The organism is Novosphingobium sp. 32-60-15 (genome assembly GCF_002280675.1).
Lineage (GTDB): Bacteria > Pseudomonadota > Alphaproteobacteria > Sphingomonadales > Sphingomonadaceae > Novosphingobium.
In genome coordinates, this window is record NZ_NCEN01000012.1 from 15,529 (window position 1) to 34,025 (window position 18,497).

Below are 18,497 nucleotides of genomic sequence, written 5' to 3' on the forward strand. Positions count from 1 at the left end.
CAACGAACCGGGGATAGGCTATCACCTTGCATAACGCTGGATCGGCTCCTCCACGGCCGCCTTCGGGGCGCTACGACACCCCTAACCAGCCGGCAAGCTTAGGGGTTCGGGGGAGAACAAGGCTTTCAAGAATTGCCACAACCACAAGCGAAGCAGCAAGCAGCGGAAGCAGGGCAGCCATGATGAGAAGCACAGGCAGCAGCTTCTTCATTGGCCGCTCACTTGGCATCGGCGGCGCACCAAGGCCCTGATCGGGCTTGCGTTTGCGCCACATCACGAACCCGGTCACAGAAAGGGTCGCCAACATCAGCGCGGTCAATACGCCGATCAACTGGTTAACCCAGCCGAACAGCTGTCCTTCATGCCACGCCACGCCATATCCGACCACGCGCTCAATGGGGTGGCCATCGGCGAAAGTTTCGCGCGACAGTTCCCGGCCCGTGGACTTGTCCAGTGTGATGGTGGTCCGCAAGGGGCGATTCTGACTGTCTGAACGCATAGTCCAGTTCTCTTCCCCTTTACGACCGAAGCGCCCCGGCGCGCCGGGCGGTGTGACCATTGCCGGAAAGGCGAGGCGTTCCTGCTGCGCCAGACGGACAACGTCAGACAAGGTGATGGCAGGATTTTGCCCGGCTTGATTCATGCCGGGCGTGTGGCCATCGCGTGTCATCATCGCAGCATGATCGTGTTCGGCATGTTGTGCGTGCTCGTCGGCAGCCGGAGCCGCTCCGCCAATTGTCCAGTCCTGCTTTCCTTTCACCCAACCCATCTCGGCACGCACGGATTTGAAGGCGCTGCCCCATACATCGGCCCAAGGCAGGCCCGTGATGAGCAGGACCATTGCCAGTCCGGATACCCAGAAGCCGGTCACGGCATGCATGTCCCGCCATGCTATGCGCGAACCCGCAGAAAAGCGGGGCCACAACACTCCGGCGGCCCCGCGACCGCGCGGCCACCACAAGTAGAGGCCGGTCAGGATCATCACAATGGCCCAGCTTGCGGCCAGTTCCACCAGCCAGCTTCCCTGTTTGCCCAGCAGGAGTTGGCCATGGATGTCATGAGCGATCTCCATGATACGCCATTCGGGATCGATAGCGCCGATGACCTTGCCCTGCGGTGATACGAATACATCGCGCATCGCCTTGTCCTTGCCGCCTCCATCGCCGGGCAATCCGATGTGGATCATGGCCGCATCGCCTGGCTCTTTCGGAAGGCGATAGGAATGGAACTTTGCGTCCGGGAACGCGGCAAGGGCAGCGCTGACCTGCGCTTCCGGCGTTACCGCGCCAGTTGTCGGCAAGCCTTGCCACGCGCGCTCCTCCCAACGTTCTACCTGCAGTTTGAACAGGTAGGCCGCCCCCGTCAGCGACAGGATCAGAACCATGGGCACAACGAACAGGCCGGCATAGAAATGCCAGCGCCAGATCGTGCGATAGAAGGAGGCCTTTTTCGAGGCAGTGTCAGTGAGGGCTGAAGAAGGCACGGCCATTACCACTTCGTCTTGAGGTCGACCACAAAGGTGCGCTGCGGCAACGGGTGCGCAACATAGGCCTTGTAGTTGAACAGGTTGTCGATCCCGGCGCTCAGCTCGACATTGTCGAGCACAGCCCACGATAGGCGCGTGTCAAACAGCAGATATTCGCTCTGGAAGCCGAAAGCGCGTCCACGGACCAGCCCGAACAAGTCGGAGTTGGGCCGCGAGCCATAGCGCCAGCCAAGCGAGGCTTTGACCGGTTTGGCCAGTTGGTAGCGGATATTGCCATTGGCCCGCCATTTCGGGATGCGCGGGAATTGCACGCCCTCTGCCGCGGGATTGGCATCGTTGCGGATCGTCTTGGCATTGATCCACGCTACGTTGGCGTCGATGTCGAGACCTGGTAGAATGTCGCGGGCTTCTGCGATCAGTTCCAGCCCGTACTGCTCCACTTCGTCCACGTTCTTGTAGCTGGAGATCACCGTTCCAAACTGATTCAGCCCGTTGAAGCTGAAGATTGCATCGTCGATCATCTGGTAGAATGCGCTGCCGGTCAGGCGCACTTTGCCTGCATCATATCGGACGATCAGGTTGGCGTCCTTTGACTGCTCGGCCTTCAGGTTCGGATCGAAGCTTTGCGGATCAATGGCCTGCGCGATATCATCAAAGCGCCCCTGGAACAGTTCACCCACCGTCGGAAAGCGCGTCGCCAACCCGAGGCTTATCTGCACATCAAGGCGCGGTGCCAGCTTGCCCTGCAGGCTGAGCTTGGGGCTGATGCTGTCGTCGCTGCGAGTGGGATAGCGATCGTCCTTACGCACCCCGGCAAAGGACTTGGCAATGCCGCCATCGAACGCGCTCCAGCGATCATACCGCGCGCCGCCGGTGAGCACCCAGTCCGCCCCGACCTCGACAGCGTCTTCAAGCCACAGGCCCCACAAGCTGGTCTTGCCATAGGTTGCCGCGGTGAAAACCGGTGACGCTGCCTCGCGCCAATTGGTGGTCGAGAAAGTCTCGGTCGAGGTTTCATAAAGGTTGGCATTTGCACCGAACGCCACCTTGTGCGCACCAAGGCGCCGCTCGATCACCAGATCGCCGGTGTACCAACCCGGCGTGTTGCCCAACGTATTGGTGCCCGCGCCGTTCGCAGTGCCCGAGGCGTAGTTGGTCGATGTCCGACCGTCCTGATCGGGAATCCAGAACCGGGAAAGGTTGAGCGCCACATCCCAGCCCGCCAGCGGACCCGCCAGCTTCAACCCGGCGAGATACTCGGTCCGCTCCGATACTGACAGGGTAAGCCCCGTCGCGTTCCACGTCTTGCCGCCGAAGGTCACACGCCCCTGATAGACCGGCGCGCCCGTGGTGGCATTGACAAGGAAGCTGCGCGTGTCGGTCAGCACCTGTTTGCTCTTCCACATCACACCCAGTGCATCGATGTTCCAGCCACCGGCAGTTTCATAGCCCACGCGCATGCGAACCTGATCTTGCGTGACATCGACGGGCGAAGCCGCGCCGAATACCGGCGTGGCCAGACGCTGATCGTCAAACGCACCCGTAACCGCTGTCGCCGCGCCGTTTCCGGTAGCGGCAGTCAACAGATTGTAGGTCATCGACTGGCCGGTGTTTTCGAAATGCCGCCCGGACAGCCGGATCGAGAACGGGCCGTCCTTCTGCTTCCAGTTCACACCGCCTTCGAGGCTGTAGCCCGTGAAAGTCTGGTCGAAGCCATATTCCTTGAACGGCATGATAAAGGTCTGGGCACTGGCATAAGCTGAAGTCTCGGTCGGCTCCTGCGTGGTCACCGAAATCACGCCGCCCATCGAATTGCCGCCATAGCGGGCAGAATAGGGGCCGTACACAATATCGAACTGGCGCACTTCGGCAGGGCCGACCACATTCCACTTTGGCGGAAAATCGAAGCGATTGCCCAGAAAGTTGGACACGACAAACCCATCGACCATCACGATCGTTCGTGCCGATTGCACGGTGTTTGCCCCGCGCATCGCCACCACCGCGTTATCATCACCGGCGAACCGCTTGCGCACGAAAAAATTCGGCGTGTACTTCATCAGGTCTTCGACGTTGATCGCATTGATTGCATCGAAGCTTTCCTTGCCGAGCGATACCGAAAGCCCGCGCGGCACGACCGTGATCGGGGCATCGGTCTGCCCGACGACAAGAATTGTCGCGCCATTGGTATCATCTGCCGAAACCTCATCGGCAGGCGCCTGATTTTGTGTTTCCCCTTCAGCAGCAAACACAGGCGCTGAAACGGCGAGCGCTGCGGTCAGCGCGATCCATGAACTTCGCATGAAGTCATCCTTGAATATCAAACTGGTCTTGAAGTGTGAAGGATGCGCCACAGCCGCTTTCAGCCAACACCATGCGATCTGTTCCAGACGCGGCGATTGGCAAGCAGTGACGGCACATGATCTGTTATCCCGGAAAACCGGGTCAGATCTTCAAGACAGAGCGGGAGGACCGCGCAATGGTGGGGAAAGATAGGCCGGCCGCGTTGGGCTGGCCATGCTTACTGGTGCGAAGGCCAGTGCAAGAATGAATGCCAATGCCAACAGCAGCAGGACGGGGTCGGTTCCGCCGATCATTGCGCCGGAAAGCGATGAAAATGGGCATGTGCCCTTATGATTGGCCTCAGACTTGCCACTGCCACTAGGCTTCGCCGGCACTACAATCTTGGTCGTGGTCACCGCACCAAGCGAGTCATGACATACTTCGATAGTCAGCACTTTTGCGGTCAAGTCGATCATCATGCCCGACGGAACAACAACCTTCATGCAAAGCGCCAGCATTGCCAATGTTATGGCAACACTTCGACACCGCAGGATCAAGGCTCGCAACGTCTGCATTTCGGCGCGGATAATGGGACGATCCCGATTTGTCACGACAATATCGCAAAAGCATCAGCCAGAATTCTGGCGTGAGTGAAGAGCAGTTTCTGACAACGTCCGAAGCCTTGCCCAACGTCCCGGCTATTGGCGATTTCAGCCACCAGACCGCGCGATACGGCTTTCGGAAAGCCTGCTTCCAGCGCTTGATAGATACTCAACTTTGATGCCCCTGCCCCAAATGTTCAAAGCGCCAAGAGCGAGTGTACATGATGAGTACGCGCGCAATGGCGGTGGTAACGATACCGGACAGGGAGCCGTGAAAACACAAGGTGCAGCATCTGGACAACGATGCCGATCCGCTAAACAAATGCTAACACCAATGTTGGCGCACTGCGCGCGCGCGATGCAACAGGAAACGCTAATCGGCAGACCACTTTGCACAACATTAATCAACGGCACCTGTGGACCAGGGCGGCCCTAGCCTTTCCGAATCGTTTCCTATTCGTTCACAAGGGCGGCATGGGAAGCAAACGGCTAGTCGGCATCGCAGCTTACGGTCGGCACAGCTATCACCTGCAAGTTCAATATACCAATTGCGCGCATTCTACCGTCCATGATCCTGAGACGCTGATAACACTCTGCCATCGGCGGGGCTGGTCCCGTTGCATGCCACAGCACAACTCGAACAACGCTTTAGATGCAATGATTGTGGAAACCGGAAACTGCAGTGTGGTCGATTATCGACCATAGGGTGACCGCTAGAGTTCAGGGCACAACCGTACTAAGCGGCAACCTCTTCAACGGTATTTTCAAGGGCGTTTCCAAATTCCCTTGAATTCACCAATGAAATCAACAGGACTTGGCGGAGAGGCAGGGATTCGAACCCTGGATACGGTCACCCGTATGCCGCATTTCGAGTGCGGTGCATTCGACCACTCTGCCACCTCTCCGCGAAGTGTCCTTGGGTGCCAATAAAGGCATTGCCCGGTCGAGGAAGCGCGCCGTTAGCGCATGGTATCGGTCTTGCCAAGCAAAAAGCGGCCACCTTTTGCATGGGCTCGCTTGTTTGCGGCGCGGCATGTGCCTATATGCAAGGTATGGACCGTGCGAGTTTCTTTTCGCCCCAAGCCGGGTGTGACATTTCGGCTCCCCCCGTTTCTTCGGCGCGCTTTTCAATTGGCGAAGTCGTGCGTCACCGCACATTCGGCTTTCGTGGTGTTGTGGTTGATGTTGATCCGGTTTTTGCAAACAGCGAAGAATGGTATCAATCAATCCCCGAAGACATCCGCCCCGTGCGCGACCAGCCTTATTACCACTTGCTCGCCGAAAATGACGAAAGCAGCTATGTGGCCTATGTCAGCCAGCAAAACCTGCTGGGTGATGCAGACGCAGGGCCGGTTGATCATCCGTCTATCGAAGAGATGTTCGAAGGCTTTCGCAACGGTCGGTACCATCTGCACCGCAGCCTGTCGCACTGAAAGCCGTGTGGGGGCATAAACGCCCCCCAACGTCCTTCAACTTTTGAGCCGCCAGCCTGATCGCAACGCGATGTAAAGCAGCGCCGCGATGGCAAGGTTCAACACACCCAGACCAATCGCGCCATGCAGAACCGCAAGGTTAGTATCGCCAATATCGCTCTTGCCCAAAAAACCGAAGCGGAAGCCCGAAATAACGTAGAAAATCGGATTGGCACGGCTAACCGCCTGAAACGCGGGGGCCAGATTATCGATCACATAAAATGTGCCCGAAAGCATCGACAGCGGCGTAATCACGAAGTTGGTGATCGCGGCGTTATGGTCGAATTTCTCCGCCCAGATCGATGCCAGGACCCCGATCAGCGCCAGCAGGATCGAACCCATAAGGCCGAACCAGACCACCGCCCACACATGCGCGATGCTCAAATCCACGCCCGGCCACAGCGCCATGGCCGCAGCAACCGCGAATCCGACCAGAACAGCGCGAGTCACCGCCGCGCCAACCAGCGCCGCCATCAATTCGCCCGTGCTGATGGGCGGCATCAAATAATCGACGATCGTACCCTGAATCTTGCCGACAAGCAGGCTGAAGCTGGAATTGGCGAAGGAATTGTTGATCATCGCCATCGCGATCAGGCCGGGTGCCACAAACGTGGCAAAGTTCACGCCCAGCACAATCCGGCTGCTGCCACTGGCTCCACCGCCCAAAGCCAGCGTGAAAATCATCAGATAAAGCAGCGTGGTTACAGCAGGTGCCCAGATCGTCTGGGTCTGCACCTTGAAGAAACGCCGGACTTCCTTCATATAGAGGGTCCACAGCCCCAACCTGTTGAAGCCGCGAAATATCGGCTGCCCTGGTGGAGTGAAGGTTCCGGCGTTGCGGGTGTTCGCTTTGTCGGTGATGACCCCATCTTGGGGCAACGATTGAATGGCCATGTCAGTGCGGTATCGCGCGGACAAGCCAATGGCAAGAATTGCCGACCGGGCATTGTTGCCCGGACAGAAGAAAACGGTCGGGCCCTGCCCCTCCGCATGAAGGACGTTTGAAGGCATGAGCTGGACCGAAGAGCGCATCGAAAAGCTGGCAAAGATGTGGGAAGGCGGATCAACCGCCAGCCAGATCGCCGAAGAGCTTGGCGGTGTCAGCCGCAACGCCGTCATCGGCAAAGCCCATCGTCTGGGCCTGAAAGCGCGCCCCTCCCCGGTAAAAGCCAACGACAAGACCGAGGCTCCGGTTGTTGCCGCAGCGCCAAAGGTGGCCAAGCCAACGCCGCCGCCGGCGCCCGAACCGAAGATGGCAGCGCCGCCGCGTCCGGCCCCTACGCCCACTCCTCCACCGGCACCGCGTGCTGCTCCGGCAACTCCTGAACTGCGCGATATAACAGCCGATCCGGGCGCTGATGTACCTGCGCCCAAACCGATGCCGCGAATCGTCTCGGTCGGCCCCGGCGGTTTCTTGCGCCAGGGCCCCGGTGACCAGCAGGCTCCAATCCCGCCCGCACCGCCGCGTCGGCTTGTTCCTGCGCGGCCAAGCCCGGAAATCTCGGAAAAGACCAGCCTGCTCGATCTCAATGATCGCATTTGCCGCTGGCCGATGGGCCACCCCGGTGAACCTGATTTCCACTTTTGCGGTGACAAGGTGAACCCTGGGTTCCCTTACTGTGTCGATCATTGTGGCCGCGCATATCAGGCGCAATTGCCACGTGGACACCGTCGTCCTCCGCCGCCGATGCCGTTTGGCGGGCCTCGCGTTCGTTAAAATTTGAAGATTTTTCTCCGGAAGAATACCTAATCGCCAAATCCCGGGCGTTGCAGTGGTTAATTCCCTGCAATGCCCGCCGTTCTTCGAGACATGAATCACGAAGAATCAGCGCGCGGTTCGCGGTCCCGTTTGCTCAAGTGGCTAGGCTTGTCTGACGACGAGCAAGCCGCTGAGGCCACTCCTTCAGCTGATTCAGAATCATTACGGGATATAACTTCCCGCGACATCTGGTTGCCAGCGAAGCGCCGGATGATCGGTAAAGTGGCTGATTTCCTTATCGATCATGATCTTGAAGTGATGCCCCGGACACTGGGCATCGCTTATGATTGCGTCACCGGTGGCAACCCGAAGCTTTCGCAGTTGATCCTTGAACGCACAGAGACCGGTCTGCCGATCACGCTGAAGTGGTTGGAACAAATGCAGCGCGAAGCAGACGGCGAAAGCAGCGCCGAAATGCTCGCAGCGTTGATGGCCCGCCTTGAAGAGAGCCTGCAAGAGTTCTCGCGGACCACCAACAGTGCCCGTTCTGCAACGAGCGAATATGGCGCTGCATTGCAACAACACGTTGATGATCTTGAACAGGTCAGCAAGGCGGGAATCGTCATCACCGAGCTGGCCTCATTGGCCCGGGCCATGATGAGCCGGACCCGCGAAATCGAACACAACCTTAGTGAATCCGAAAAGCGCGCATCAACGTTACAGCAGAGTCTGGACGAAGCGCGCCGGGTCGCGGACGAAGACCACCTGACCGGCCTGCCCAACCGCCGCGCCTTTGAACTGATGTTCGACAAGGAAATCGAAAGCGCAAAAGAAGCTGGCGAATCTTTGTGCGTGGCATTTGTCGACATTGATCATTTCAAGCGCGTCAACGACACGCATGGCCATGCTTCGGGTGACCGTGTGCTCAAAGTGGTCGCAGAAACGCTTAGCCGCATCTCCAACGCGCGCTGCCACGTAGCGCGGCACGGGGGCGAGGAATTCGCGGTTATTTTCCGTGCGATTACGCCGGAAAAGGCATGGCAAAGGCTTGATGGAGCGCGTGAGGAGATTTCCGAAAGACGCCTCGTCAACCGCGCAACCGATATGCCGTTTGGGAAGATCACCTTCTCGGGCGGCATTGCCGACGTGTTCGCTTATGATTCAAAAAGCGAAGCGTTGCGCGCCGCTGACGAGGCACTGTACACCGCCAAGCAGTCTGGCCGCAATTTGATCAAGCTGGCAGGCCAAAATCCGCCACCCCTGCAGGATGCCGCCTGACCCATCCCGCAGTCATGCAAGCGACGGCTTGCCGTCCCGTGCATAACTGACCGGGATCAATGCCCTAGCGGTATTGCGAGTTCTGGCTGCGCTGGAAGGTGTAACGTGCGACGTTACCTTCGATCATGTCCTTCTTGAACACGATACGCATCTCATCGGCACCTTCTTCGCGCGTACACACAAGGCGGGTTCCGCCCGATGGCAGCGTTTCAATCGCACTGATGGAAACACCGGCTTGATCGCAGCGGGTGCGGACTTTTGCTTCTGGTAAGCTCAGATTCATGGCGCGGCTCATGCGGTTATCCTTTGAATGGGAAGATCACGAAATTCGGCGTCGTCCATGACGAGCCCCCAGCCATTGGCGGCATTCGCACCTTCAGCGTGCTGCCATGCCTGAATGCGCGCGGCCACCGAATCAGCTGATTCAAGGTGGCGTGTACGCAGGCTGATATTCGTAGTGGTCATCGCGCGCATCAGCGATTGCTGGTGCTCGGCGTATTGGAAATTGAGGTCCATGACGGACTCCCACTTCGTAAGCGGGAGCGCATAGGGTCTCTCAGCCGATGATGCCTACAGTGGTCGTCTCATCGATGAGCATGCCATAGCCGCAAATGGTTGAAATTGCAACTTCTGTGGAGCTCGCGTCCTAACCCCGCCCGCGATAGGACGCCACTCCCTGATCCGGCAGCCAAAGCCCGGCGGGCGGTGGGCCGGATTGCCAGAACACGTCAATCGGAATGCCGCCGCGCGGATACCAGTACCCGCCAATGCGCAGCCATAGCGGGTTCATTTCCGAAAACAGACGCTGGCCAATGCCAACAGTCACGTCTTCATGAAACCCTGCATGGTTACGGAACGATCCGAGGAACAGCTTCAAAGCCTTTGATTCAACGATGGTTTCACCCGGCGCATAATCAATTACCAGATGGGCAAAATCAGGCTGTCCGGTAACGGGGCACAGCGACGTGAATTCCGGCGCGGCAAAGCGGATCATGTAAAGCGCGCCGGGACGCGGGTTGGGCACATAATCCAGCGCCGCCTCTTCCGGGCTGGCGGCAAGTGCGCTGGTCTTGCCAAGGTAAATCGGTCCTTCGCTGGCCATGGTCTTAACGTCCTTGAATTTTGGTAATATGCCTTTTGGAAAAGGCCAAAGCAGCAGCGCCATGCACTTGTCGCAGCGTCAGGGCAAGTCAACGGCTCGTGCCCAATGGTTCAGCCGCGATTAAACCCCGCTACCGTGATCGCCAAACGATGTGCAGGAACACGTCGATGTGCAGGAACACGGGGCCGAAAGTGAAATTGCAAATACCAATAGCGTTATGGCTCGTGTTGATCAGCACAAGCGTCGCCGCGCAAGACGCCAATAGCTATCAGTTGCCGCCATCCCCCACGCCAACCCCGACCGCCGCAGGACCAGTTGTCACGGACGCGCCGCCGCCTCGAATTATTCCGACCCAGGCCCCGACGCCCGTAATTCTGATCGCTCCACCACCGACAAGGGCCGAAACTGCGCCAACGCCTGTTGTACGCCCAAACCCATCACAAAACCCGGCACCAACCGCACGGCCAGCGCCTAGCGCAACGCCCACGCCATCCCCTGTGCCCGGCCTCCCCGCCAACGCACAAACCACCGAACCGCAGGCTTCACCTCCGCCTTTACCATCAACGCAGACCCCAACACATCAGCCGGAAGGCATGCCGTGGCCATGGATCGCGGTTGCGCTTGCGCTGATCCTCGCTGCGGGCGCTTGGCTCCTGTGGCGCCGCCAAAACACAGGCGCTCCATCGGTTCAGGTCCAACCTCCCGTTTTGCCCATCACGGCAACGCCCAAGCCACTGCCAGCTGCGCGCAAACCGGACGCTCCTCGACCGGTCGCCTCGCCAATTGCACTTGACCTTGTCGCGATCCGCATGAGCGCGAGCCTGGTCAACGCGACGCTATCCTATCGCCTGATCATCACGTGCGCAGACACCATCGAATCGCTGGTTGTGCGCGGTGACATGACATCAGCGCACGCATCGCGTCCCACTGAAGACCAGCTTGGCCTTGGCGATGCGCCGATCCTTCACCGCACGGACCGCGCGAATAAAGATGAAGCAGTTGAACTCAAGGGTGAAATCCGCCTCCCCTTGGCCGCCATCACGCCCATCAATCACGGCACGGCAGCGCTTTTCGTGCCACTGGTCCGTCTTGAAGTACACGGCACCTGCGCGGGCCAGCCGTTCACACTGCGTACGGCATACGTCATAGGCGTTGATGACCGCGCACCGGACGAACGGCTGCGCCCTTTCCGCCTTGATGCAGGGCCACGCGTCTATTCGGAACTGGGCCGGCGCGCGCTTGTCGTGCCTGCCTATGCCTGATTATGTGCTATCACGTTTTCTGTCTCGACGCCCACCGACGTCACGGCTAATCTGATGGTGTTGAACCCGCACAAGATGGGTCGCACCAAGCAGGCAGGAGCACATAAAACCATGGATACACTGGTTTCTACCCAGTGGCTCGCGGACGAAATCGGCGCGAGTGACCTTCGTATTGTTGATGCTACGGTATTCTTGCCGGAGCATGGCCGCAATCCGTTGCTGGAATACGAAGCGTGCCACATTCCGGGCGCGGTGTTCATGGACCTGGCTGATCTGGTCGACACATCATCTGCAGTGCCGAACATGCTTCCTTCGGCTGAAAAATTCGCCAGCAGGATGCAGGCCTTGGGCCTTGGTGATGGCAGCCGCGTCGTCATTTACGACGATAGCCCCATCAAGACCTCCACCCGGGCATGGTTCATGCTGACAATGTTCGGCGGCCAGAACGTGGCTTTGCTGGACGGCGGCATCGCCAAATGGAAAGCCGAAGGCCGCAAGTGCGCCCAAGGCCGCGAAATCCTGCGCCCGCGCCATTTCACCGTCTGGTCAGACGACAGCCACGTCCGCACCAAAGCTGACGTTATCGCCAATCTCTCAAGCAAAGCGGAACAATTGATCGATGCGCGCGGCGCGCCACGCTTTGCCGGTACTACTCCTGAAGCCAACCCCGCGCTCGCCAGCGGGCACATCCCCGGCGCGCGTAATGTGCCCTATTCCAGCCTGTTTGCCCCTGATGGCACATGGAAAACGCCAGACGCGATCAAAGCCGCGTTCGAGGCCGCAGGCGTAGACCTGTCCCGCCCGCTCATTTCGTCGTGTGGTTCAGGCATGACCGCCAACGTCCTCATCTTTGCACTACACCTGATCGGCAAAGACGACGTCTCGCTCTACGACGGGTCATGGGGTGAATGGGGAATGGACCCGGCAACGCCCAAGGCGACTGGCCCGGCATAAGCGCCCCACCTTCTGCCTGCTTATGCCGAACGGATGAACCGGTGCATTCGTCAGTTCTGCCGCCATTCTTGGCAACAAAGGTCGAAGTCTGTAGCGCTTGCTGCTAACAGCATAGCGACATGAGCAAACCTTCAGACAACGACAACACGGGTGCTGCAACTCGCACAGTCCTGGCAGGCCGCCGCGCAGAGTGGACCGGAACGCCTGATCACCCCGGCGCGGTGGTCAACCCCGCCGTGTGGCGCGCATCGACGCATCTCTATCCTGACATGGCGGCTCTTCGCGCACATCCTGCCAATCGTGACGGAAACTTTTACTATGGCCGGCGCGGTGGCCCCACCCAATGGGCACTGGCAGAGGCGTTGACCGAACTGGAACCGGGTGCGGCAGGGACGGTGCTTTATCCTTCGGGCGTTGCTGCGATTGCTGGCGTCCTGTTAACGGTGCTCAGGCCCGGCGATGTGCTATTGATGACCGACAACGCCTATGAACCCAGCCGTGTCATGGGCCGCGGGCTGCTCAAGGATTTCGGGATCGAAACCCGCTGGTTTGATCCGACCAGCATGGCCTCGTTCGAAGCTACGTGCTGTGATCGCACCAAGGCGGTTCTCCTCGAAAGCCCCGGCAGCCTTACTATGGAAGTGCAGGACGTGCCCGCCCTTGCCGCTGCGGCCAAGGCGCGCGGAATCGTCTCGATACTCGACAACACATGGGCCTCTTCGCTCGGCTTTGCGGCGCTGAAGCATGGCGCCGATATCTCTGTGATGAGCCTGACGAAGCACGTCTCTGGCCATTCTGACTGCATGATGGGCAGCGCCAGTGCAGGCGAAGACTGGTATCGCAAACTGCGCCTGCGCGCCCAAGGGCTTGGCAATGTTGTCTCCCCCGATGACGCCTCGCTAATGTTGCGCGGCTTGCGCACGATGAAACTGCGGCTTGAGGCTGAGACAGCTTCAGCACTGGCGATTGCGCAATGGGTTGAACATCGGCCCGAAGTGGCGCGCGTGTTGTCCCCCATGTTGCCCGGCTCCCCCGGCCATGTGTTGTGGGCGCGCGATTTCACCGGCGGCTGCGGATTGTTCAGCTTCGTGTTGAAGGGCGGCACATCGGCGGCAAGAGATGCGCTGATCGATGCACTTGACCTGTTCGGCATCGGCTTTTCCTGGGGCGGGTTTGAAAGCCTGGCCACACCTGTTGACCCTGCGGCCATCCGCACTGCAAGCACGTGGCCAATGACCGATATGGAACCGTCCGACACATTCGGCATTCGCTTGTCCATCGGCCTTGAAGATACCGCAAACCTTATCGCCGACCTTGAACAAGCACTGGCGGTTTGGGCGGCCCATGGAGATCATGCGTGATTGAATTGAAGCAGCAGATTGCAGAAGGCATCCGTCTGCTTAACGCCATCGGTTTCGATATCGGCAATCACCACATCTCGGTCTGGGGCGCTTTGCGTATCGTGATCGTGGTGATGCTGGTTTTCGTGTTGGGCCAGCTCGTCAGCAAACTTGCCCGTCGCATGTTCCGCCGGATCGACAGGCTGGACCGCGCGCAGCAATTGCTGGGTGAAAAGATCGCATCCATAGCGGTCTGGGCCTTGGCAATCCTGATCGGGATCGACGTTCTGGGGATCAACCTCACAGCGTTGACGGTGTTTTCCGGCGCGTTCGGCTTGGCCATCGGTTTCGGTCTGCAAAAGACCTTCGGCAACCTGATCGCGGGAATCATCCTGCTGATGGACCGATCGATCAAGCCTGGCGATGTCATCGCCGTGGCTGATGGCAAGGGCAACACGTTTGGCGAGGTCAAGAAGATCGGCATCCGCGCTGTCTCGGTCACCACGCGTGACAACCGCGAATACTTGATACCGAATGAGAACCTGATGACCCAGCAGGTTGAAAACTGGTCCTATTCCTCGCGCGAGGTTTCAATCAACATTCCGGTCGGTGTTGCCTATGGCAGCGATCTGGATGTTGTTGAAAAGCTGCTGCTAGAGGCGGTCAGCGGAACGCCGCGCGTACTAAGCTTCCCCTCACCGGGCGTCTTGCTCACAGCTTTCGGCCCCAGCAGCATCGATTTGACCATGGTTGTGTGGATCGACGATCCCGAAGCGGGGGTTGGCAACGTGCGTTCGGACGTGTTGTGGAAAGTCTGGCGCTCTTTCAAAGAGCACGGGATCGAAATTCCCTTCGCCCAACAGGATGTAAACCTGAAGGACAGCGCAGGATTGCGCCGCATTGCAGATGCTTTGGCAGCGCGCGAAAAGCCCGCAGATGCTTGAATTGGCGATGCCGCTAAAGCTGATCTAGGCCAAGGACAAACCATTCTCACTGGTCACTCGTGTCGCTTGCCCCCATCTGCGCCACATGAGCAATCCCGTTTCAAGAATCGGAACTGTTTTCCTTGTCGGCGCTGGCCCGGGCGATCCGGACCTTTTGACGCTGCGCGCGGCGCGTTTGGTGATGAACGCCAAGGTGCTGGTGCATGACGGGCTGGTCGATCCTGCAATCCTCGCCATGGCCCCCAAAGGCTGCCGGATGATCTCGGTCGCCAAACAACGCGCGCGCCACACCATGCAGCAGCACGATATCAACGCCTTGCTGGTGCGTGAGGCGCTGGCTGGCAACGATGTGGTACGCCTCAAGGGCGGCGATCCGTTCGTGTTCGGGCGTGGTGGTGAAGAAGCCGAAGATTGCTTTGCTGCCGGAGTTCCGGTGCAAGTTATCCCCGGCATCAGCGCCGCAATGGGTGCTGCGGCTTCTGCCATGATCCCGCTGACCCACCGCGACAGCGCCAGCATCGTCACTTTCGTGGCGGGCCAGTGCAAGGGGCTGACCGATCAGAACTGGGCGGGCCTTGCAGGCATCGGTCGCACGCTGGTAATTTACATGGGCGTCGCCACAGCTGACGCCATTGCCGAAAAATTGATGGCAGACGGCCTTGCGCCGGACATGCCCGTGGCCGTGGTCGAGAACGCCGCGCGCCCTGAAATGCGCGTGCTGCGCGGGGCCTTGGCGGGCCTTGGTGCAGTAGTGGAAACAAACAAGGTCAAGAGCCCTGCCCTCATCATCATCGGTGATGTGGCAGGCCGGGGAGACATGATGGAATTGAAGCAAGTTTTGGAGATGGCAAAGTGAAGATCATCACCGGAAATGATCTGCGCACTGGCGACGTGATCTGGTGGACCGGCCAGGGCTGGTCGCGCCTTGTCAATGATGCCGTTGCCGTGGGCGATGATGCAGATGCCATCATCGCGCAGGAAAACGACAAGCAAGTGGTCACAGACACCCACGTTATCGACGCAGACACTACCTCTGAAGGGGTGCGTCCTGCCCATATCAAGGAACGTATCCGCGCTTTGGGGCCAACCGTGCGGATGGACCTTTCGCTCAAGCCTGCGGACCCAGCCGCCGCCAAGTGGGTGATCTGAAATGTATCAGTATGATAAATATGACCAATCCATGGTCGATGCGCGCGTTGCGGAATTCCGCGACCAGGTGCAACGCCGCCTCGCCGGTGAAATAACCGAAGACCAGTTCAAGCCCCTCCGCCTGAAAAACGGTCTCTACCTCCAACTCCACGCCTATATGCTCCGCGTCGCCGTACCTTATGGTACGCTCAGCAGCCGCCAGATGCGCCTGCTTGGTGACATCGCGGACAAGTATGATCGCGGCTATGGCCACTTCACCACGCGCCAGAACATTCAGTACAACTGGATCAAGCTGGAAGACGCGCCTGATATTCTGGCTGATCTCGCCTCGGTCGAGATGCATGCCATCCAGACGAGCGGCAATTGCATCCGCAACACCACGTCCGATCAGTTTGCGGGCGCTGCGGCGGATGAACTGGTTGATCCGCGCCCTTATGCCGAACTGCTGCGCCAGTGGTCGACGTTCCATCCGGAATTCGATTACCTGCCGCGCAAGTTCAAGATCGCGATGATCGGTTCGGAAACCGACCGTGCCGCAATGAAACTGCACGATATCGGCATCCAGTTGGTCAAGAATGACGCGGGCGAAATCGGCTGCAAGTTCTATGTCGGTGGCGGCATGGGCCGTACGCCGATGATCGCGCCGGTGATTGGCGATTTCGTGCCGCCGTTGCAGATGATTTCTTATCTCGAAGCATGCCTGCGCGTCTACAACCGCTATGGCCGCCGCGATAACAAGTACAAGGCGCGCATCAAGATTCTCGTTCACGAAATTGGCGCGGACGAATACCGCCGCCAGGTGGAAGAAGAATTCGCCCACATCCTGACGCTCGGCCTTGAACCGCCAGCAGCAGAACTGGAGCGTATCAAGGGCTTCTTTGAACAGCCCGGTTTCGATGCCAACGCATCGGAAGATCTGGACTTGTCCGATCCCGATTTCGCGCTGTGGGTCGATCAGAACACCCATGCCCACAAACAGGCTGGCTACACCATCGTCAATATCAGCCTGAAGCCCACTGGCGGTATTCCGGGCGACGCCAGCGCGGACCAGATCCGCCTGATGGCCGATCTTGCGCTGGAATATTCGTTCGATGAACTGCGCGTAACCCACGCCCAGAACATCGTTCTGCCACACGTCAGGAAGGCTGATCTCTACACGATCTGGCAAAAGCTGGACGAAGCAGGCCTTGCCAACGCCAACCTTGATCTGATCAGCGACATCATCGCCTGCCCGGGTCTGGATTATTGTGCGCTGGCCAATGCCCGCTCGATCCCGGTGGCGCAGAAGATCTCGGAGCGCTTTGCCGACCTTGGCCGCCAGCGTGAACTGGGCGAATTGAAGCTCAAGATTTCGGGCTGCATTAATGCTTGCGGGCATCACCATGCCGGTCACATCGGCATTCTGGGTGTCGACCGTAAGGGGGTTGAAAACTATCAGCTTTCGTTCGGCGGCAGCGAAGGCGCTGATACCTCGCTCGGCACCATCACCGGCCCCGGCTTCAATGAAGACGGCGTTGTCGATGCAGTGGAAAAGGCGACAGATGTCTATCTTGCCCAGCGCACCGAAGGCGAACGCTTCCTCGACACTTACCGCCGCATCGGCATGGCCCCGTTCAAAGAGGCGATCTATGCCAAGGAGACTGTAAATGGTTGAGCAGACCTTGCGTTATCGCAACGATGAACCCGTCAACGATCCGGCTGTAACGTTTGCCGCTTTTGCGGACCAATCAAACGCTACCGCCGTGCGGATTGAACCGGGTGAAGACGCCCGCGTGCTCCTGCCGCATCTGGATCGTCTCGCGCTCGTCGAAGTAAACTTCCCGACATATGGCGATGGGCGCGGCTATTCGGCAGCGCGCATCCTGCGTGAACATGGCTACGCTGGCGAATTGCGCGCGGTGGGCGATGTGCTGCTTGATCAGCTTTCACACATGCGCCGTTGCGGGTTTGACAGCTTTGCTCCGCAACAGCCGATCGCCGCAGAAGCCGCTGAAAAGGCGTTCGCGACATGGCCCGACGTCTATCAAAAGACCGTCGATGGCCGCCCCGCGATCTGGGCAAAGCGCCACTCCGCCTGAGGCGAACAGCCGAACCGACTGGACAGCACACGCAATGGATCGTTCCATGACCCGCAATCTTGACCGCAAGATCGACCTGATCGACACCGGCCCTCGTTTCAGCGACACGGACGCGATCCGGCTCAACAATCTGTTCAGGGGCACCGACACGCAGGACATGCTGCGTTCGGTGATCCATGACGGCTTGGCGGGCGATCTTGCGGTGGTGTCCAGCTTCGGCGCGGAAAGCGCGGTGCTGCTGCATCTGGTGGCACAAGTGGACAAAGGCCTGCCCGTACTGTTCCTTGAAACGCACAAGCACTTCCCCGAAACCATCGCCTACCGCGATCAGCTCGCCGACGTGCTTGGCCTCACCAATTTGGTGATTGTTGAACCAGAGGCCGAAGTCATCGCCAAAAAGGATGACAATGGCCTGCGCTGGTCATGGGACCCGGACGGCTGCTGCGAAATCCGCAAGGTTGAGCCGCTGGCCAAAGCGCTGCTCCACTATGACGCATCAATCACTGGGCGCAAAGGCTTCCAGTCCTCCACCCGTGCAGGCCTGCCACGATTTGAAGTTGACCGGTCAGACGCGCAAGGCCGGTTCAAAATCAACCCGCTGGCGTCGTGGTCCAAGGACATGCTCGAAGCGTACTTTACCGAGCATAACCTGCCGCCGCATCCACTGGTATCACAAGGCTACCCGTCCATCGGCTGCGCGCCCTGCACCACCCGCGTCGCGCCCGGTGAAGACCCACGATCGGGCCGCTGGAAGGGCTGGGACAAGACAGAATGCGGCATCCATTCGCCCACCGATAACACGTCGGGCGATGAACTGCCGCCGGGCTACGATCCGGTTTTCTAAGCCTTTG

General features: G+C 59.1%; 20 protein-coding genes and 1 tRNA gene. 12 read left to right on the forward strand and 9 right to left on the reverse strand.

All coding sequences use genetic code 11. The annotated features are described in order from the left end of the window. Positions 1-70: 70 nt before the first annotated feature. The 5 genes from B7Y89_RS10310 to B7Y89_RS10330 all read right to left on the reverse strand — a co-directional run bounded on the left by B7Y89_RS10310 (position 71) and on the right by B7Y89_RS10330 (position 5,273). Positions 71-1,489 (reverse strand): PepSY domain-containing protein, encoded by a 1,419-nt coding sequence (locus B7Y89_RS10310; protein WP_292938230.1) that lies wholly within the window; start codon positions 1,487-1,489, stop codon positions 71-73. After that, positions 1,489-3,786 (reverse strand): TonB-dependent receptor, encoded by a 2,298-nt coding sequence (locus B7Y89_RS10315; protein ID WP_292938232.1) that lies wholly within the window; start codon positions 3,784-3,786, stop codon positions 1,489-1,491. The genes B7Y89_RS10310 and B7Y89_RS10315 overlap by 1 nt, the downstream gene beginning before the upstream one ends. A 150-nt stretch (positions 3,787-3,936) precedes the next feature. Further along, on the reverse strand, positions 3,937-4,341 hold the full coding sequence (locus B7Y89_RS10320) for a DUF2946 family protein (RefSeq protein ID WP_292938233.1): 405 nt from the start codon (positions 4,339-4,341) through the stop codon (positions 3,937-3,939). A gap of 32 nt (positions 4,342-4,373) precedes the next feature. Beyond that, complete coding sequence (locus B7Y89_RS10325) at positions 4,374-4,541, reverse strand: hypothetical protein (protein WP_292938235.1); 168 nt, start codon at positions 4,539-4,541, stop codon at positions 4,374-4,376. 642 nt (positions 4,542-5,183) lie between these two features. Then, a tRNA-Ser gene (locus B7Y89_RS10330) sits at positions 5,184-5,273 on the reverse strand. 102 nt (positions 5,274-5,375) lie between these two features. Between B7Y89_RS10330 and hspQ the strand changes: the two genes are divergently transcribed. After that, the gene (gene hspQ, locus B7Y89_RS10335) at positions 5,376-5,801 is read left to right on the forward strand and encodes a heat shock protein HspQ (protein WP_292938237.1); all 426 of its coding nucleotides are present in this window, start codon (positions 5,376-5,378) and stop codon (positions 5,799-5,801) included. Between the two features lie 36 nt (positions 5,802-5,837). On the opposite strand, the gene B7Y89_RS10340 is transcribed toward hspQ, so the two are convergent. Beyond that, positions 5,838-6,734, reverse strand: coding sequence for an ABC transporter permease (locus B7Y89_RS10340; RefSeq protein ID WP_292938239.1), 897 nt, complete (start codon positions 6,732-6,734; stop codon positions 5,838-5,840). Positions 6,735-6,849: 115 nt separating this feature from the next. On the opposite strand from B7Y89_RS10340, the gene B7Y89_RS10345 reads away from it, so the two are divergent. Continuing rightward, positions 6,850-7,557, forward strand: a complete 708-nt coding sequence (locus tag B7Y89_RS10345) for a GcrA family cell cycle regulator (RefSeq protein WP_292938241.1) — start codon at positions 6,850-6,852, stop codon at positions 7,555-7,557. A 264-nt stretch (positions 7,558-7,821) separates the two neighbouring features. Next, entirely contained in the window at positions 7,822-8,817 is a 996-nt protein-coding gene (locus B7Y89_RS10350; RefSeq protein ID WP_292938242.1) for a diguanylate cyclase, read from the forward strand. A gap of 64 nt (positions 8,818-8,881) precedes the next feature. Here the strand turns inward: B7Y89_RS10350 and B7Y89_RS10355 are convergent, their stop codons facing one another. The 3 genes from B7Y89_RS10355 to queF all read right to left on the reverse strand — a co-directional run bounded on the left by B7Y89_RS10355 (position 8,882) and on the right by queF (position 9,919). Next, a complete protein-coding gene (locus B7Y89_RS10355) occupies positions 8,882-9,112 on the reverse strand; it encodes a hypothetical protein (protein WP_292938244.1) in 231 nt (76 codons plus the stop codon). Next, positions 9,109-9,333, reverse strand: a complete 225-nt coding sequence (locus B7Y89_RS10360; protein WP_292938246.1) for a hypothetical protein — start codon at positions 9,331-9,333, stop codon at positions 9,109-9,111. The genes B7Y89_RS10355 and B7Y89_RS10360 overlap by 4 nt, the downstream gene beginning before the upstream one ends. Before the next feature lie 130 nt (positions 9,334-9,463). Continuing rightward, positions 9,464-9,919, reverse strand: a complete 456-nt coding sequence (gene queF / locus B7Y89_RS10365) for a preQ(1) synthase (protein WP_292938248.1) — start codon at positions 9,917-9,919, stop codon at positions 9,464-9,466. A gap of 809 nt (positions 9,920-10,728) precedes the next feature. Here queF and B7Y89_RS10370 point away from each other — a divergent pair. From B7Y89_RS10370 to B7Y89_RS10410, 9 genes are all read left to right on the forward strand, one after another. After that, positions 10,729-11,181, forward strand: coding sequence for a hypothetical protein (locus B7Y89_RS10370; protein WP_292938250.1), 453 nt, complete (start codon positions 10,729-10,731; stop codon positions 11,179-11,181). Positions 11,182-11,292: 111 nt separating this feature from the next. Continuing rightward, a complete protein-coding gene (gene sseA, locus B7Y89_RS10375) occupies positions 11,293-12,135 on the forward strand; it encodes a 3-mercaptopyruvate sulfurtransferase (protein ID WP_292938251.1) in 843 nt (280 codons plus the stop codon). A gap of 119 nt (positions 12,136-12,254) precedes the next feature. Then, positions 12,255-13,496 carry a cystathionine beta-lyase gene (gene metC, locus B7Y89_RS10380; RefSeq protein WP_292938252.1) on the forward strand — a complete coding sequence of 414 codons (1,242 nt, stop codon included), beginning with the start codon at positions 12,255-12,257 and terminating at the stop codon, positions 13,494-13,496. Further along, a complete protein-coding gene (locus tag B7Y89_RS10385; RefSeq protein WP_292938254.1) occupies positions 13,493-14,419 on the forward strand; it encodes a mechanosensitive ion channel domain-containing protein in 927 nt (308 codons plus the stop codon). The genes metC and B7Y89_RS10385 overlap by 4 nt, the downstream gene beginning before the upstream one ends. 85 nt (positions 14,420-14,504) lie before the next feature. Continuing rightward, a complete protein-coding gene (gene cobA, locus B7Y89_RS10390; protein WP_292938255.1) occupies positions 14,505-15,275 on the forward strand; it encodes a uroporphyrinogen-III C-methyltransferase in 771 nt (256 codons plus the stop codon). Then, positions 15,272-15,568 (forward strand): DUF2849 domain-containing protein, encoded by a 297-nt coding sequence (locus B7Y89_RS10395; protein ID WP_292938257.1) that lies wholly within the window; start codon positions 15,272-15,274, stop codon positions 15,566-15,568. Before cobA ends, B7Y89_RS10395 begins: the two co-directional genes overlap by 4 nt. A gap of 1 nt (position 15,569) precedes the next feature. Beyond that, positions 15,570-17,222 carry a nitrite/sulfite reductase gene (locus tag B7Y89_RS10400; protein WP_292938259.1) on the forward strand — a complete coding sequence of 551 codons (1,653 nt, stop codon included), beginning with the start codon at positions 15,570-15,572 and terminating at the stop codon, positions 17,220-17,222. Next, positions 17,215-17,646 (forward strand): DUF934 domain-containing protein, encoded by a 432-nt coding sequence (locus B7Y89_RS10405; protein WP_292938261.1) that lies wholly within the window; start codon positions 17,215-17,217, stop codon positions 17,644-17,646. The genes B7Y89_RS10400 and B7Y89_RS10405 overlap by 8 nt, the downstream gene beginning before the upstream one ends. Before the next feature lie 46 nt (positions 17,647-17,692). After that, positions 17,693-18,490 (forward strand): phosphoadenylyl-sulfate reductase, encoded by a 798-nt coding sequence (locus B7Y89_RS10410; protein ID WP_292938263.1) that lies wholly within the window; start codon positions 17,693-17,695, stop codon positions 18,488-18,490. The last annotated feature ends 7 nt before the right edge of the window (positions 18,491-18,497 follow it).

What these genes read in the sequence shown, in the direction of transcription:
- B7Y89_RS10340 (WP_292938239.1), bottom strand. Translation starts at nt 6,734, where the DNA reads ATGGCCATTCAATCGTTGCCCCAAGATGGGGTCATCACCGACAAAGCG.
- B7Y89_RS10370 (WP_292938250.1), top strand. Translation starts at nt 10,729, where the DNA reads ATGAGCGCGAGCCTGGTCAACGCGACGCTATCCTATCGCCTGATCATC.
- cobA (WP_292938255.1), top strand. Translation starts at nt 14,505, where the DNA reads ATGAGCAATCCCGTTTCAAGAATCGGAACTGTTTTCCTTGTCGGCGCT.
- queF (WP_292938248.1), bottom strand. Translation starts at nt 9,919, where the DNA reads ATGGCCAGCGAAGGACCGATTTACCTTGGCAAGACCAGCGCACTTGCC.
- hspQ (WP_292938237.1), top strand. Translation starts at nt 5,376, where the DNA reads ATGGGCTCGCTTGTTTGCGGCGCGGCATGTGCCTATATGCAAGGTATG.
- B7Y89_RS10400 (WP_292938259.1), top strand. Translation starts at nt 15,570, where the DNA reads ATGTATCAGTATGATAAATATGACCAATCCATGGTCGATGCGCGCGTT.
- B7Y89_RS10315 (WP_292938232.1), bottom strand. Translation starts at nt 3,786, where the DNA reads ATGCGAAGTTCATGGATCGCGCTGACCGCAGCGCTCGCCGTTTCAGCG.
- B7Y89_RS10310 (WP_292938230.1), bottom strand. Translation starts at nt 1,489, where the DNA reads ATGGCCGTGCCTTCTTCAGCCCTCACTGACACTGCCTCGAAAAAGGCC.
- metC (WP_292938252.1), top strand. Translation starts at nt 12,255, where the DNA reads ATGAGCAAACCTTCAGACAACGACAACACGGGTGCTGCAACTCGCACA.
- sseA (WP_292938251.1), top strand. Translation starts at nt 11,293, where the DNA reads ATGGATACACTGGTTTCTACCCAGTGGCTCGCGGACGAAATCGGCGCG.
- B7Y89_RS10345 (WP_292938241.1), top strand. Translation starts at nt 6,850, where the DNA reads ATGAGCTGGACCGAAGAGCGCATCGAAAAGCTGGCAAAGATGTGGGAA.
- B7Y89_RS10320 (WP_292938233.1), bottom strand. Translation starts at nt 4,341, where the DNA reads ATGCAGACGTTGCGAGCCTTGATCCTGCGGTGTCGAAGTGTTGCCATA.
- B7Y89_RS10360 (WP_292938246.1), bottom strand. Translation starts at nt 9,333, where the DNA reads ATGGACCTCAATTTCCAATACGCCGAGCACCAGCAATCGCTGATGCGC.
- B7Y89_RS10405 (WP_292938261.1), top strand. Translation starts at nt 17,215, where the DNA reads ATGGTTGAGCAGACCTTGCGTTATCGCAACGATGAACCCGTCAACGAT.
- B7Y89_RS10410 (WP_292938263.1), top strand. Translation starts at nt 17,693, where the DNA reads ATGACCCGCAATCTTGACCGCAAGATCGACCTGATCGACACCGGCCCT.
- B7Y89_RS10355 (WP_292938244.1), bottom strand. Translation starts at nt 9,112, where the DNA reads ATGAGCCGCGCCATGAATCTGAGCTTACCAGAAGCAAAAGTCCGCACC.